Origin of the sequence: Streptomyces sp. NPDC051963, from assembly GCF_044593495.1 — a bacterium.
Taxonomy (GTDB): Bacteria; Actinomycetota; Actinomycetes; order Streptomycetales; family Streptomycetaceae; genus Streptomyces.
Genome location: NZ_JBIUCC010000003.1, coordinates 638,663 through 652,824 on the forward strand (window position 1 = coordinate 638,663; position 14,162 = coordinate 652,824).

Genomic DNA, 14,162 nt, shown 5'->3' on the forward strand with positions numbered 1-14,162 from the left:
AGGGTCAACGCATCCGCAGACTCTTGTACGGAAGGGGACCACCGATCTGTTCAGCGGCCGAGCCGGACCGCTTGGCGCGGTGCCACTTCAGCCGGCTGCCGACCAACAGGGCGACCAGGGACTGGATGACGACCAGGTACATCAACTGCCGGTAGACGATGATCTGGAACGGCATCGTCCACAGTGTCCGCAGCCGCTCGCCGTCGAGCTTCAGGGCGTAGCCGGACGTGACGAGCTGGACGCCGAGGAAGGCGAACCACACCAGGGCCGACACCAGCGGGTCGCGGAACAGCACGCCGTACAGCGCGTAGACGTCGATGACGGGCGCGAGGAGCGGCAGGGCGACCTGGAAGAGCGCGATGTACGACAGTCCGCGCCGACCGAAGCGCCCGGACGTGCCCCGGCCGAAGAGGGCACGGCGGTGCTTCCACATCGCCTGGATCGTGCCGTAGCACCAGCGGTAGCGCTGCTGCCACAACTGGCGCACCGATGTGGGCACTTCGGTCCAGGCGACGGCGGACTCCTCGTACAGCACCCGCCAGCCCGCCCGCCACAGCGCCATCGTGAGGTCGGTGTCCTCGGCCAGGGTGTCCTCGCTGAGGCCGCCCACGCCCAGCACCGCGTCCCGGCGGAAGGCGCCGATGGCGCCGGGCACCGTGGTCATGCACTCCAGGACCTCGAACATGCGCCGGTCGAGGTTGAAGCCGAAGACGTACTCCAGGTGCTGCCATCTGGCCAGCAGCCCGCGGCGGTTGCCGACCTTGGTGTTGCCGCTCACGGCGCCGACGGCCGCGTGCGCGAGCGGCTGGATGAGCCGCTGAACGGCATCGGGTTCGAAGACGGTGTCGGCGTCGACCATCACCACGATGTCGTGACGCGTGTGCGCCAGCCCGGTGTTGAGCGCGGCGGCCTTGCCCTCGTTGGGCTTGCGGATCACCTCCACGCGCGGATCCCCGATCCCCTCGGCGATCTCGGCCGTACGGTCGGTCGACCCGTCGTCGATCACCACGATCTGCAGCTGCTGATGCGTGGAGTCGAGCAGCGACAGGACGGTGGACTCGATGCCCACCTCTTCGTTGTACGCCGGCACGAGCACCGTCACCGGCCCGGTCACCTCCCTCATCCAGGGCGCCCCCGGCCGGAACCGCTCCAGCCGGCGCACATGCGCCCGCGCGAACAGGGCGAGCAGGACCAGTCGCAGCACACCGAGGCCGCCGGCGATGCCGAGGGTCCAGATCATGGCCGTGGAGAAGGCGCGCCCAGCGGCGGTGGCCCAGATCAGCCCCTGTCCCTGCCATCGCTCGACGGTGGAGGCGGAGGAGTAGGGGACGAGATCGAGCCCCGTGGACACGGTGGTGAACCGGTCGACGTTCCGGTTCCCGAGCAGCTTCTTCGCCTCCTGGTACGCGGTGGCCGTCTGGCTCAGCTGCCTGACCGTCCCCAGCGCCGGTTTCCGCGACCCCTTGTCGGCGGCGACGAGCACATAGCCGTACGCGGTGGCACGCCGGGCCGCCTGCCACTCGCGGCCGCACAGCGTGTCCGGTGTCGTGGTCCGCGGCATCCGCAGCAGATTGGTGCGCAGGCCGGTGGCGCCCGCCAACGCGGCCTGGGTCAGGTCGAGTTCGGCGTCGAAGCGGGGCGACGAGGACTCGCCGAGAACGGCGCCGGTGTATGTGTTCGAGCCGAGCTCGTGCCCTTCGGCGCGGATCCGCCGGATCAGTTCGGGGTACCGGGCCGCCTGGGCGCCGTTGACGAAGAAGGTGGCGCGGGCCCGGTTCGTGCGCAGCAGGTCGAGCAGGCGCGGCGTCCAAACCGGGTCGGGCCCGCCGTCGAAGGTGAGCGCCACGGTGCGGGGCGGCATCGCGGCCGTCTGTATCCCGTTGCGGTTGATCCCGATCACCGGCCCGCCCTTCGCCACGGCGTCCGGCACGGGCGAGGTGCACGGCGACCGGGTCTTCGCGGCATCGACCTCGTGCTCGGTCCAGCCCTGGAACAGCAGGACGGCGAACAGGGCGGGGAGGGTGAGGGCCAGTAACAGCCAGTGGCCGCGGGGGTCGCGGGGCTGTTTGTGACGTGCCTTCTGTCGGGGCTTCGGCCCGGCCGTCACGGGAACCCGCCTCCGCCGGGCGATTCACCTCTGCTCACGCCGGAGGAGAGCTTCGTCCACTGCTTGTCGAGGCTGGGGGTACGCATGGGGCGCGAGTGTAGTTACGGGGTTTCGATCACGTGGGCACAACGGCATTACTCACTGCCCGGCGCCCTCGGCGGCATCACCGAACGGTGCCTACACAGCGTCACCCTCCAACGGGCCAGGTCTCCCCCACCCGCTTACGTTGGCATGGGGGAAACCGTGTCTCACCCAAGGAGGAGCCATGGCCGACAAGGGCCGCGCGGACAAGATGAAGGGCAAGGCCAAGGAGATGACCGGAAAGGTCACTGGCGACCGCGGGATGCAGACCGAGGGCAAGGTCGAGCAGGCGCGCGGGGAGGCGAAGGAGCTGAAGGGGAAGGCTCAGGAGCGGATCAAGCAGACGGGGCGTTCCGTCAAGCGGGACGGTTCCTGACCGACCGCCGCCCCGCGGCCGACTCGGACTGTCGAGTTGAGTAACCGCCGGGCGGCGCTCCTTCTCGGCCTCAGGCGGCGCCGCGATCGAGCAGGTGCCTGACGCCCTGAGCCGTCAGGGCCACTTCCTCCGGTGTGCCGGCGTCGATGACCAGCGCCAGTTGCTCGGACGGCCAGTGGTGGGCGAGCGTGCCGAGGGTCACCTGCTGATGGTCTGTGACCTGAGGGTGTGCCTGCTCCATGCGTGCCCGGGTGGTGAACACCGGCACCAGTTCGCTGCCGTCCTCCTGCTCGTAGACGGGCAGGGCCACTGCCCCGGGATCCTGCTCCTGAAGTTCGGTGGCACCGGTGGGGACGAGGACCGCGCTGCCGGCCAGGGTGTTCAGCTCGGCTTGGTCCGCGTCGCCCGCGACCATGGCGCGCAGGGCCAGATGTACGGCGGGGGCGGCACCGTTGGGGGAGGAATGGGTCATGGGTGATCCAATCGGCGGGTCGAAGGCGAGGGGGGCGGCCCCGATCAAGGGCCAACGGTCGACTACCCGGACTCACACGGCACATGTGTCGGACCACGCGAAGGAGACAACGGCATGTTCGGACAGTCGCAGGCGTTCAGCGGCTTCTCGGTCGACGACCTCGGCAAGGCCCGCCGGTTCTACGGCGAGACGCTCGGCCTCCAGGTGGAGGAGACCGGACAGGGCGACATGAGGATGCTCACCATCAAGCTGGGCAGCGGCGCAGGTGTCTTCGTCTACCCCAAGGACGACCACACACCCGCGAGCTTCACGATCCTGAACTTCCCCGTGGACGACATCGATGCGGCCGTCGACGGGCTGGCGCAGCGCGGCGTGAGCATGGAGCACTACCCGGAGTTCGGGGCCGACGACAAGGGCGTCGTCCGGGGCCCCGAAGGCCCGACGGCGATCGCCTGGTTCAAGGACCCGGCAGGCAACGTCCTGTCCGTGATCCAGGAGAACTGAGTACTCGGTTTCTCAGGGACCCTTTCAGTCCCGCCGAAGGACGTAGCGGACGGTCTGCGCCTGGATCAGGCCGTCGCGGAAGACGAAGGTGTCGACTCCGTCGTCGACCCGGCCCTGGGGACTGACGGCAGACCACTCCAGGAACAGCACGTCTCCGGCGAACTGCGGCTTCAACTGCCAGTCCGCGTCGGGCAGATCGGACAGCAGAGCGGCTATCCCCCGCTTCACCCCTTCCCTGCCGTGCAGGATCCCGGCGGAGGTGATGAAGACGGCGTCCTCGGCGTAGTTGGCACTGATGCTGTCGAGATCCGCCGTGCCCAGACGGGCTCCGTGATCCTCGAAAATCTCCTCGGGACTGCGCTGGGGCGTACCGGATGCAGCGGTCATGGTGAACTCCTTCCTCCGCCTATAGTTGCACACGACGACAAGCAGCTTCCACATTTGACTGCGCTTGCACTTATACAGCGTCTGCAACTAACGTGATGCGACGTAACCGCCTCACGCAATCACTTGGAAGGCAGCTCCCCCATGCCTCTCGCGCTCCTGGCCCTGGCCATCGGGGCCTTCGGGATCGGCACCACCGAATTCGTGATCATGGGCGTATTGCCTCAGGTCGCGGATGACTTCGGGGTCACCATCCCGACCGCCGGCTGGCTGGTCTCCGGCTACGCCCTGGGCGTCGTCGTCGGCGCACCGCTCCTGACCGCGCTGGGCACGAAGGTGTCCCGCAAGAAGATGCTGATGTTCCTGATGGCGCTGTTCGTCGTCGGCAACGCGCTGTCCGCCCTCTCCCCCAGCTTCGGCGTCATGCTCATCGGCCGCATCGTCGCCTCCCTCGCGCACGGCGCGTTCTTCGGCATCGGCTCCGTGGTCGCGGCCGATCTGGTGGCCCCGGAGAAGAAGGCCTCGGCCATCTCCCTGATGTTCATGGGCCTGACCGTGGCCAATGTCGTCGGTGTCCCCGGCGGCACCTACATCGGGCAGGCCGCCGGCTGGCGCGTCACCTTCACCATCGTCGCCGCGCTCGGCATCGTCGGCCTTTTGGGCGTCGCCAAGTTGGTGCCCGAGACGGGCCGACCGCAGTCTGGGAACGTGCGCACCGAGTTCGCCGCGTTCCGCAATGTGCAGGTGTGGCTGGCCATGGCGATGACCGTGCTGGGATACGGCGGTGTGTTCGCCGCGATCACCTACATCACCCCGATGATGACCGAGGTCGCCGGTTACACCGAGGGCGCCGTGACATGGCTGCTCGTCCTGTTCGGGATCGGCATGTTCCTGGGCAACCTGCTCGGCGGCAGGTTCGCCGACCGTGCCCTGATGCCGATGCTGTTCGCCACCCTGGCGGCCCTGACCGCAGCCCTGCTGCTGTTCACCGCGACCGCCCACGACAAGGTCCTCGCCGCGATCACCCTCTCCCTGATCGGCGCGCTCGGCTTTGCGACCGTGCCGCCGCTCCAGAAGTGGGTGCTCGACCAGGCCTCGGCCGCCCCGACCCTGGCCTCCGCCGCCAACATCGGCGCCTTCAACCTCGGCAACGCCCTCGCGGCCTGGCTCGGCGGCATCGTCATCGCCGCGGGCCTGGGATACACCGCCCCCAACTGGGTCGGCGCCCTCCTCTCCGGAACCGCCCTGCTGCTCGCCTTCCTCGCCGCCCACCTCGACCGCCGCACCCGCGCGGCAAGCCGCGTCGGCGCCGCGTCCCCGGCGGGCGAGGACGTTGCGGCTGCCGTCGCGCACTGACCGACCACGCCGCGGCGTCGCACGCCACTCCATTCGTTCATCCACCGCGACTCGATTCGTTCATCGAAAGGAACCTGCCATGACCACCGCCACGGCCACCGCCGTCGCCCCGCTGACCACCCAGGACGCGGAGGTCCTGCTGACCGCCGCCCGCCGGGCCGCGGAGGCCGCGGGAGTTCCCGTGAGCGTGACCGTCCTGGACGCCGGCGGGCATCTGCTGGCCTTCCGCCGCGACGACCGGGCGGTGCTGATCTCCGGTGAGACCAGCACCCGCAAGGCGTACACGGCTCTCCAGCTCAACGCTCCGACCGCCGACCTCGTCGACCTGGTCAAGCCCGACGGCCCCTTCCACAGCCTGCCCACCGCGCTCGACCGGCCGCTGCTGTTCATAGCGGGCGGCCTGCCCGTCCACCGCGACGGACGCCTGATCGGCGCCATCGGCGTCGGCGGCGGCGCCCCCGAGCAGGACCACGGCTTCGCCGGCACGGCCGTCGCGGCCCTGGCCTGACCGTTCGGACTTCCCCTTCGCGATCCAGCACCCACCGACCACCACCCGATGAAAAGCAAGGAACCACACATGGCCCCCACCGTTCCCACCGTCACGCTCAACAACGGCGTCCGGATCCCGCAGCTCGGCTTCGGTGTCTTCCAGGTCCCGGACGCCGAGACCACCACGGCCGTGACCGCGGCCCTCGATGCCGGCTACCGCTCCATCGACACGGCCGCCATCTACGGCAATGAGACCGGCGTCGGCAACGCCCTCGCCGACTCCGACCTCAGCCGTGACGAGCTGTTCGTCACCACCAAGCTGTGGAACGCCGACCAGGGCTACGACGCCACGCTCAAGGCGTTCGACGCAAGCCTCGCCAAGCTGGGCCTGGACCACATCGACCTCTACCTCATCCACTGGCCCACCCCGGCCCGTGATCTGTACCGGGACTCCTGGAAGGCCATCGAGAAGCTGGTGGCCGACGGCCGGGTCCGCACCGCCGGCGTCTCCAACTTCCAGCCCGACCATCTGCGGCGGCTGCTGGACGGCGCCTCGCTCGTGCCGGCCGTCAACCAGATCGAGCTGCACCCCGGTCTCCAGCAGGCCGAGCTGCGCACCCTGCACACCGAGCTCGGCATCGCCACCGAGGCGTGGAGCCCCCTTGCACAGGGCGCGATGCTCCAGGAGAAGGCGCTGACGGACATCGCGGGCCGACACGACAAGTCCCCCGCCCAGGCCGTCCTCCGCTGGCATGTGCAGCTGGGCAACATCGTCATCCCCAAGTCGGTCACGCCCGCCCGGATCCAGCAGAACATCGACGTCTTCGACTTCACCTTGTCGGACGACGACATGACCGCGATCGCCGAGCTCGACCGCGGCCTGCGCACCGGCCCGGACCCCGACACCCTCAACTGAGGCTCTCACCTCGCAGACCGGCCCGCGCCGGCGGCAACAGCCGCCTCGCGGGCCGGTCTGCTCCGGCCGTGGCCCCGCTCGACTAGTTCCGCGCGCCGGCGGCGTCGGGCCCGAGGGCGCTCACGGTCTTCAGCAGTGCGGCGAGCCCGTCGGTGTAGATGCCGTGGAAGAGTTCCTCGGCCTCGGCGTCACTCACACCGGCGGGCGTGAACGAGCCGGACCATTCGACGCGCGAGGCCTCGGGGCGACCGGGGACGGCGTGCACGCTCAAGGTCGAGAGGTAGCCGGTCACCGGGAACGGGGCCTGTTCGATGGCGTAGGAGTAGGTGCGTGCTTCGTGGTCGAAGGCCTGGAGGCGTTCGACGATGACGCCGCCGTCCTGGTTGGTCAGGCGACGTGTGCGGCCGCCTTCGCCGAGTTCGCTGTGCGGGATGTAGGGCAGCCAGTCCGGCAGCGAGCCGAAGCCGCCGATCAGCTGCCAGACGCGGTCGGGGCTCTGCGGGAGGTCGAGGGAGACGGTGGTGGTGGCCATGATGGGTGCTCTCCGTGGTGTGCCGTGTCAGGCGGCGGGGGTGGGGGCGTCGGCGGCGATGAGCTTCTCGTCGCGCAGGGCGGTCCAGAAGGCGGCCGGAACGCTCTCGTTCAGAGCGGCGACGTCTTCGGCGATCCGGCTGGGCCGGGTCGCGCCGGGGACGACGGCCGCCGTCGCCGGGTGGGCCAGGGCGAACTGAAGGGCAGCGGCCTTGATGCCGACTCCGTGCTCGGCGGCGAGTGCCTTCATCCGCTCCACCTTGGCGATGATCTCCGCCGGGGCCTTCTGGTACTCGAAGTGCTGCCCGCCGGCGAGGATGCCGGAGCTGTAGGGACCGCCGACGACCATGTCGACGCCCTGCTCGGCGGCCGCGGGCAGCAGACGCTGCAGGGAGCGGTCGTGGTCGAGGAGGGTGTAGCGGCCGGCCAGCAGGAATCCGTCGGGCTTGGGCTCGTCCAGGTCGAGGGTGAGCTCGATGGGCTCGACACGGTTGACACCGAGGCCCCAGGCCTTGATGACGCCTTCGTCACGGAGCCGCTGAAGAACGCGGAAGGCGCCGGTGCGCGCGGTCTCGTAGACGGCGAGCCAGTTGTCGCCGTGGAAGTCCTGGGCGGCGTCGTGCACCCAGACGATGTCCAGGCGGTCCGTCCGAAGACGGGTGAGGCTGTCCTCTATGGAGCGGAGGGTGGCGTCCGCCGTGTAGACGTCGAGCATCTTGTTCGGACGGCCGTGCTCGAACAGGCCGCCCTTCTCGCCGAGTTCGCGGGCGGCAGGGTCCTCCGTCTCGTCGAGGATGACGCGGCCGACCTTGGTGCTGAGCACGAACTCGTCACGCGGGCGGCCCGCCAGCACCTCGCCCAGCCGGATCTCGGACAGACCGGCGCCGTAGAACGGGGCGGTGTCGAAGTAGCGGATGCCCGCGTTCCAGGCGGCCTCGACGGTGGCCGCGGCCTCCTCGTCGGGGATGGCGCGGAACATGTTGCCGAGCGGCGCGGTACCGAAGCCGAGGGAGCCCGGCAGAAGGGACTTGATACCCATGAGGAAGATCCTTCTCTCCATTGCGTAACGCGGAGTTCGGATGTTTTGTCCTGCTCCGCGGCTCTTGCCCTGTCGAGGTTAGGATCGATGGATCAGACTGTCCAAGACTCACTTGGACACACTTGAGTCCCGTGAGGTCTTACATGCTTGACCTGCGTCAACTGCGCTATTTCGTCGCCGTCGCCGAGGAGGAACACGTCGGCCGGGCCGCCGAGCGGCTGCACATCTCCCAGTCGCCCCTGAGCCGGCAGATCGCCCAGCTGGAGAAGAACCTGGGCCTGACCCTGTTCGAACGCACCCAGCAGCGCATCCGGCTCACCTCCGACGGCCAGGTCTTCCTCTCCGAGGCCGAGGCCCTGCTGCGACACGCCGCCCGCCTGGAGAACCTCGGCCGGCGTCTCGGCCGCGGGGAGGAGGGCGGCCTGTGCGTGGGGTACGTCGGCGACGCGATGCACACCGGCCTCCTGCCCCAGGCCCTGCGCGAACTGCACGACGAACGCCCCGGCATCCACGTCGCCCTCTACGACCTCGCCGCGCCCCAGCAGTTCGAAGGGTTGCGCCAACGCAGCCTGGACATCGCCCTGGTGCCGCAGGCGCCCCCCGAAACGGACCCGGACCTGCGCAGCGCGCTCCTGCTCAAGGACCCCCTGCTCCTCGCCATGCCCAGCAGCCACCCTCTCGCCGACGCGACGGAGGTCCTGCCCGCGGACCTGGACACCCAGCCGTGGATCGTCGTCGAGGACAGTCAGGACCGCGCCTGGCGGGACGACTTCGTCGCTTCCTGCGCCACCGCCGGCTTCACTCCCGACATCCGCCTCGAAGCCCCCGACCCGCTCACCGCGCTGGGCCTCGTCGCATCCGGGCTCGGCATGGCTTTCGTACAGAAGAGCATGCTGCACGGCCGCACCGTGGGCGTCACCGTCCGTGAACTCCCCTGGTTCCAGAGGTCGGTACGCCTGTGGGCCGCCTGGCACCGGACCGATCTCCGCCCGATCGTCGCGTCGTTTCGCGCGACGGTCCTGAACACGGGGAACGAGCAGGAACAGGCGGTCAGTCGTCTCCCCTGACGATGGTGGCGGCCTTCGCCTCCCGGCCCGCCTCGGCGGCAGGTTCGGTGTCGTCGGCCTCGACCGCGGGGACGCAGGTACGCATGTCCTGTCCCCGCTGATGGCGGGCCTTCGACCACCCCGTTTCGCGGACGACGAGTTTCTCACTGGGGTGCGTGCTCACAACGTCCTCCTGTTTCTGCGCCTGCTCATGCGCCTGTTTCTGCGCCTGGCAGGTTCGAATATCTCCCGGTTCGTGCGGCCCCGCACGTCGTGCTTCGTGGTCATCACGGTGGGTTACGTCCTCCCCGGGCCGCCACTGCCGGACGCCTGGAGTTCGTGCGGGGTGAGCCGCTCCCTCTTGTCCGACGGACCGGTCCGGTCTCCGGCAGTGTGGGCTGATCACGGCGGCTCGGGGGCCCCGGCTCGCGGCCCCGCACCTTGATGCCGAGTCGTACGGCCTGGGGGATGGCGTTTGCGACTGCGTATGCGATGACGTTCATCGTCGCCGGGTACCCAGTCCCGGGCTGCGGATACAGGCCGAGGACCGCAGGGGTCGATCGCCTCGGCCGGCGGCCAGGTTTCCGCCAGGGTGATCGGGTAACCCGGCGAACATGCGCAATCCCCTCTCGAAGATCGACGCGTTGGAGGACGCCGACTCGCTCGACCGCATCGCGACTCCCGTGCGGACGGGCGTCCACGCGCTCCCCCTCGGGCCGCTGCGGGACGCGCTGCGCGGCCGCTGGCAGGGCCACCCGCTGCACCCGGCACTGGTGCAGACCCCGATCGGGGCGTGGTCATCCGCGGCGCTGCTGGATCTGACGCGCGGCAACGAGCGCGCGGCTCGGCTGCTGGTCGCCGCGGGGCTCGCCGGCGCGGCCCCGGCCGTTCTGGCGGGGGCCGTCGACTTCGCCGACCAGTTTCCCGAGCAGGAGCGGGTGGGTGTGGTGCACGCGGCGGCGAACACGGCGGCCATCGCCTTCTACGCCGCCTCGCTCGTGGCCCGCGGCAGGGGCCGAAGCGGCCGGCTGCTCGGCTTCGCCGGACTCACGGCCGCCACGGTCGGCGGTGTGCTCGGCGGCCACCTGGCATACCGGCAGGCCGCGGGCGTGAACCACAGCCAGGCCGTGGCCCACCTCATCGACGCGGGCTGGCACCCCGTCGGTGCCCCGGAGGAGTTCCCGCGGGGCCGTGCCGTCCGGCGGATGGTCGGCGAGGTCCCCGTACTGCTCGTACGGGATTCCGAGGGGACCGGAGAGGTACACGCACTGGCGGACCGGTGCGCCCACCTTTCGGGACCCCTGTCGGAGGGCGGGATCAGCGACGGCTGCGTGACCTGTCCCTGGCACGGCAGCGTGTTCCGGCTCGCGGACGGCGCCTGTGTGGCAGGCCCTTCGACAGCGCCTCAGCCTTCCTTCGACGTACGCCTCAACGACGGCCTGGTCGAGATCCGGCTACGACAGGGACAGGCGCATTGAGCTGTCATCCGGAAGGTGCCGCTGCGTCGCCGAGGGCGCTCACCGCCGCGGCCAAGTGCGTTTGCAGCGCGTCAGGGAGTGCTTCGCCGTTGATGGCCGTCAGGAGTTCCTCGGCGACCTGGTGCAGCTTGGTGTTGGTGTTCTGGGAGACCGCGACCAGCACCGCCCACGCGTCGTCGGAGCTCAGGGAGAACGTGGCCATCAGGATGCCCGTGGCCTGGTCTATGGCCGGGCGGGTGCGCATGGCGCGGCGCAGTTGAGCGACCTCGTTCCGCAGGTCATCCTGACCCTCGCTCAGGGCGTCCTCCGTCGGCCGGGTGCCCGCGAACAGCGGCCACGTGTCCGTGTTGACCAGGAGCCTGCGCACGGCGGAACTGGCCGCCCGCACGGTGAGGCTCTTGCCTCGCAGCACGGCACGCCGCCGCGCGGCGAGCAGGAGGTTCAGCCCCGAGCAGTCGCAGAACGTGACTCCGCTCAGGTCCAGCTCCACCCGGCGTGCGCACCGGCTGACGGAGTCCTCCAGCACACTCCGCAGCGGTTCCTCGCTGTCCATGTCCAGCTCACCGCGGACTCTGACGGTGATGTCGCCGTCATGCGCCAGCGTCTCGATCACCGGTTCGTACGGCATGGCCTCCCCCAGGTCCACCGGAGTGTCGACTGCCGCGCCGTCTGCGGCGCCGGAGCGATCCCGAATCCGTAGCTGTTGCATGGCCGCCTCCAGCGTGGGCATTGGCTCCCGTTCAGGTTGCCCCGCCGCCCATTACACGTCAAGGGATACCGGAAATCTATTTCAGCCTTTTGAATGCATGAACAGCATGTCCTAGTCTGGGGGGATGGCCGAAGCCCCTGAACCGCACACCGGCTGGACGTTCCTCACCAATCACGCGCGCGTCCTGGCCGCCATCGCAGGCAACCACGCCACCCGCATCCGCGACATCGCCGCACGCTGCCGGCTCACCGAAAGGGCTGTGCAGAAGATCATCGCCGACTTGGAGGGGGGCGGTTATCTCACGCACACCCGGGAAGGCAGAACCAACGCCTACCGCATCCAGCCGGACACCATCCTCCGCCACCCGGCGGAGGATGGTCTCACCGTCGCCGACCTGCTCGTCTTCCTCCACCAGCACGACCACAGCCGCAGCGATCAGACGACGAGCTGATCCTCGGAGGGGAGCGCCCGGGCGCCGGAACCGCCTGGTGCGACCCCGATGCCCGTCAACAGGGTGCAGGCGCCGAGCAGTTGGCGACGCCGAGAACCGGCACATGTGACCGGGCATTGTCAGTGCCCGGTGGGAGCATCGGATGCATGACGGACACCACGGCATTCGACTGGCGGTCCTTCCTGCTCGGGTGGAGCGGGGAGTGGGCGGATTCCCTGCCTGAGGGCGAGACGCGGGGCGAGGACGACGAGGCCGCGCAGCGGACGCGCTGGCTGGGGTTCCCGTCCGCGTCCGAGGAGCGGATCACAACGCTGGAGGAGCGCCTCGGCCGACGGATGCCCCCGTCGTACCGGGAGTTCCTCAAGGTCAGCGACGGGTGGCGGCACGCGGGCGGGTTCGTGTCACTGCTCGCGGGGACGAGCGACGCGCACTGGCACAACGACGAGTCGGGACTCGCCGTCATGTTCGAGGAGTACCTGGACGACGACGCCGGGCCCGAGGAGCGGCGGGAGGTGGACCTCTGGCGGCGCGGGCTGCAACTCGACGTCGAGTCCGACGCCACCCACGTGCTCTTGGATCCCGAGGACGTGGACGAGGACGGCGAGTGGGCCGTGTACACATGGGCGAGCTGGCGGGCCGCGCCGCCCGAGCGGCACGCGAACTTCCTTGAGTTCATGCGGGACATGCACCGGGAGTTCCACAGCCTGGGAGCGCACCGGAGCGATGGGGAGCCGGTGTTCGCCAACGCCACGACGCGAAAGCTGGACGCTTTGGTCGAGGAGGCCCGGCTGGAGGCGCTGGGCGGCGGCTGGGAGCGGGCCGTCAAGGCACTGGACGAGGCCAAGGGGTACGGCAGGCCGCGCGCCGCCGGGCTGGGCGACCAGATACGGCGCCTGCTCGGAGAGACCTACATGGTGTACTTCGACGGCCTGGTGACGGACCCGCAGTACGCGCCCGAGCTGCTGCCACCGCTGGTCGCCGAGCACGCGGCGCATTCGTACCGGGGCGACTCCACGCTGACGTTCCATCTGCGGGGCGCCGACGACGACTTGGTGTCGCTGGCCTACGCGACGCTGGATCAGATACGGAACGGCACGTACCGGTACACGGCGGCCGGACCGTTCGGGGAAGCGGTCGAGCGGGCGCGGGAGCTGGCGCGTTGGGGAGACACCGACGGGGCATGGCGGACGCTCATCGACGCCCTGCCGATGTGGGAGCCGCTGGGACCGGACCACTTGGCACCGCTGGGGTGGGTGGCCGACCCCGTGCTCGGGCCGCTGCTGACCCCGGAGCGGGGTCGCGAGCTGCTGTCCACTCCCAGGGGCGGGCAGGCGGGTGAGGCACCGAGTCCGCCGGCGGGGCTCGACCCGGGTGACCTGGCGTGGCTCGCGGAGCCGGACCCGGGCAACCACCGCACGTGCTACCGGTTCGTCCTCGTGGAGGGGACGGAGCCGGAGGAGTTGCCCGGACGTCTCGCGGACGCGGACACCGTGCTGAGCGAACCCATGACCCTCTGGGAGGCACGCCGCAAGTCAGTGCACGACCAGAGGGAGTTCTCGTCCTACGACGACCGGGCCCTCATGGCGGTCGGCCGGACCGGCACCGGATGGAGCTTCGCCTTCGACGGCGAGCCCGGCCCGTTCGACCAGGGGCGGTTCGTCTCCCCGGCCGCGGCCGCCAGCGCGGGCACCCGTGCGGTGGTGGTGTGGAGCGGCCTGAGGACACCGCACCGGGAGCCGTTCTTCCACCTTTCGGTGGCGCATGACGGCGCCGAGCACTACGCATTCACGTACGCGGACGGAGAGATCCGGCAGCACGGGGAGATACCCCGAGCGCTGGACCCGGGCCGGTTCTTCGGCGCCCCGGAAGTCGGCGCCGAGGCGGAACGGACGTTGCTGGAATCGGTGGCCGGAGAGTTCGGCGCCTCTCTGCCGCGTCACGCCCTCGTGAGCGGGCGGCTGCACACGTTCACCTCCGGTTCCTGGACACGTCCGCCGAGAGACGGCGAGACGTACACGGTGATCCGGATGGACTGGGGAGACCCGCGCCCGGCGGACGGCCGGCGGACGGGAGAGGACGGGCCGAGGCGCCGGTGAACGCGGCCTGTCCAACGGGGTATGCGCCGCTCGTGCGACCGGATTGTTGGTTAGGGTGACAAGCAGAGGCTGATCCCGATGCCCTTGACCAGGGCGATGGCGGGTCGGACACGACGGGGGGCTCGCG

The 14,162-nt window shown here is 70.0% G+C and carries 17 protein-coding genes; 9 read left to right on the forward strand and 8 right to left on the reverse strand.

Annotated features, from left to right (window positions below; all coding sequences use genetic code 11):
• Window positions 1-4: 4 nt before the first annotated feature.
• The gene (locus ACIHFB_RS15135) at window positions 5-2,107 is read right to left on the reverse strand and encodes a glycosyltransferase (RefSeq protein ID WP_400126996.1); all 2,103 of its coding nucleotides are present in this window, start codon (window positions 2,105-2,107) and stop codon (window positions 5-7) included.
• Between the two features lie 265 nt (window positions 2,108-2,372).
• Here ACIHFB_RS15135 and ACIHFB_RS15140 point away from each other — a divergent pair, with 265 nt between their 5' ends.
• Window positions 2,373-2,564 (forward strand): CsbD family protein, encoded by a 192-nt coding sequence (locus ACIHFB_RS15140; protein WP_365286030.1) that lies wholly within the window; start codon window positions 2,373-2,375, stop codon window positions 2,562-2,564.
• Window positions 2,565-2,634: 70 nt separating this feature from the next.
• On the opposite strand, the gene ACIHFB_RS15145 is transcribed toward ACIHFB_RS15140, so the two are convergent.
• Complete coding sequence (locus ACIHFB_RS15145; protein WP_365286032.1) at window positions 2,635-3,036, reverse strand: SseB family protein; 402 nt, start codon at window positions 3,034-3,036, stop codon at window positions 2,635-2,637.
• A 114-nt stretch (window positions 3,037-3,150) separates the two neighbouring features.
• On the opposite strand from ACIHFB_RS15145, the gene ACIHFB_RS15150 reads away from it, so the two are divergent.
• On the forward strand, window positions 3,151-3,540 hold the full coding sequence (locus tag ACIHFB_RS15150; protein WP_400126997.1) for a VOC family protein: 390 nt from the start codon (window positions 3,151-3,153) through the stop codon (window positions 3,538-3,540).
• A 24-nt stretch (window positions 3,541-3,564) separates the two neighbouring features.
• Here ACIHFB_RS15150 and ACIHFB_RS15155 read toward each other — a convergent pair whose 3' ends face one another.
• Entirely contained in the window at window positions 3,565-3,927 is a 363-nt protein-coding gene (locus ACIHFB_RS15155; protein WP_400126998.1) for a nuclear transport factor 2 family protein, read from the reverse strand.
• A gap of 141 nt (window positions 3,928-4,068) precedes the next feature.
• Here ACIHFB_RS15155 and ACIHFB_RS15160 point away from each other — a divergent pair, with 141 nt between their 5' ends.
• The 3 genes from ACIHFB_RS15160 (at window position 4,069) to ACIHFB_RS15170 (ending at window position 6,685) form a co-directional block, all read left to right on the forward strand.
• On the forward strand, window positions 4,069-5,280 hold the full coding sequence (locus tag ACIHFB_RS15160) for an MFS transporter (RefSeq protein WP_365286037.1): 1,212 nt from the start codon (window positions 4,069-4,071) through the stop codon (window positions 5,278-5,280).
• Window positions 5,281-5,359: 79 nt separating this feature from the next.
• A complete protein-coding gene (locus ACIHFB_RS15165; RefSeq protein WP_365286039.1) occupies window positions 5,360-5,788 on the forward strand; it encodes a heme-binding protein in 429 nt (142 codons plus the stop codon).
• Window positions 5,789-5,857: 69 nt separating this feature from the next.
• On the forward strand, window positions 5,858-6,685 hold the full coding sequence (locus ACIHFB_RS15170) for an aldo/keto reductase (protein WP_400126999.1): 828 nt from the start codon (window positions 5,858-5,860) through the stop codon (window positions 6,683-6,685).
• An 82-nt stretch (window positions 6,686-6,767) separates the two neighbouring features.
• Here the strand turns inward: ACIHFB_RS15170 and ACIHFB_RS15175 are convergent, their stop codons facing one another.
• Window positions 6,768-7,217: an SRPBCC family protein gene (locus ACIHFB_RS15175; protein WP_400127000.1), complete on the reverse strand. Its 450-nt coding sequence runs from the start codon at window positions 7,215-7,217 to the stop codon at window positions 6,768-6,770.
• 27 nt (window positions 7,218-7,244) lie between these two features.
• Window positions 7,245-8,255 (reverse strand): aldo/keto reductase, encoded by a 1,011-nt coding sequence (locus ACIHFB_RS15180; RefSeq protein ID WP_400127001.1) that lies wholly within the window; start codon window positions 8,253-8,255, stop codon window positions 7,245-7,247.
• Window positions 8,256-8,398: 143 nt separating this feature from the next.
• On the opposite strand from ACIHFB_RS15180, the gene ACIHFB_RS15185 reads away from it, so the two are divergent.
• Window positions 8,399-9,322: a LysR substrate-binding domain-containing protein gene (locus ACIHFB_RS15185; RefSeq protein ID WP_400127002.1), complete on the forward strand. Its 924-nt coding sequence runs from the start codon at window positions 8,399-8,401 to the stop codon at window positions 9,320-9,322.
• On the opposite strand, the gene ACIHFB_RS15190 is transcribed toward ACIHFB_RS15185, so the two are convergent.
• Window positions 9,306-9,485: a hypothetical protein gene (locus ACIHFB_RS15190; protein ID WP_365286049.1), complete on the reverse strand. Its 180-nt coding sequence runs from the start codon at window positions 9,483-9,485 to the stop codon at window positions 9,306-9,308. The two genes, ACIHFB_RS15185 and ACIHFB_RS15190, sit on opposite strands and share 17 nt — an antisense overlap.
• 103 nt (window positions 9,486-9,588) lie before the next feature.
• On the reverse strand, window positions 9,589-9,804 hold the full coding sequence (locus tag ACIHFB_RS15195) for a DUF6479 family protein (RefSeq protein WP_400127003.1): 216 nt from the start codon (window positions 9,802-9,804) through the stop codon (window positions 9,589-9,591).
• 111 nt (window positions 9,805-9,915) lie between these two features.
• Here ACIHFB_RS15195 and ACIHFB_RS15200 point away from each other — a divergent pair, with 111 nt between their 5' ends.
• Complete coding sequence (locus tag ACIHFB_RS15200) at window positions 9,916-10,779, forward strand: Rieske 2Fe-2S domain-containing protein (protein ID WP_400127004.1); 864 nt, start codon at window positions 9,916-9,918, stop codon at window positions 10,777-10,779.
• Between the two features lie 4 nt (window positions 10,780-10,783).
• Here ACIHFB_RS15200 and ACIHFB_RS15205 read toward each other — a convergent pair whose 3' ends face one another.
• Window positions 10,784-11,488: an ANTAR domain-containing protein gene (locus ACIHFB_RS15205; RefSeq protein ID WP_400127005.1), complete on the reverse strand. Its 705-nt coding sequence runs from the start codon at window positions 11,486-11,488 to the stop codon at window positions 10,784-10,786.
• A 124-nt stretch (window positions 11,489-11,612) separates the two neighbouring features.
• Between ACIHFB_RS15205 and ACIHFB_RS15210 the strand changes: the two genes are divergently transcribed.
• Window positions 11,613-11,939, forward strand: a complete 327-nt coding sequence (locus tag ACIHFB_RS15210) for a helix-turn-helix domain-containing protein (RefSeq protein WP_365286057.1) — start codon at window positions 11,613-11,615, stop codon at window positions 11,937-11,939.
• A gap of 146 nt (window positions 11,940-12,085) precedes the next feature.
• Window positions 12,086-14,035 carry an SMI1/KNR4 family protein gene (locus ACIHFB_RS15215; protein WP_400127006.1) on the forward strand — a complete coding sequence of 650 codons (1,950 nt, stop codon included), beginning with the start codon at window positions 12,086-12,088 and terminating at the stop codon, window positions 14,033-14,035.
• Window positions 14,036-14,162 lie beyond the last annotated feature (127 nt).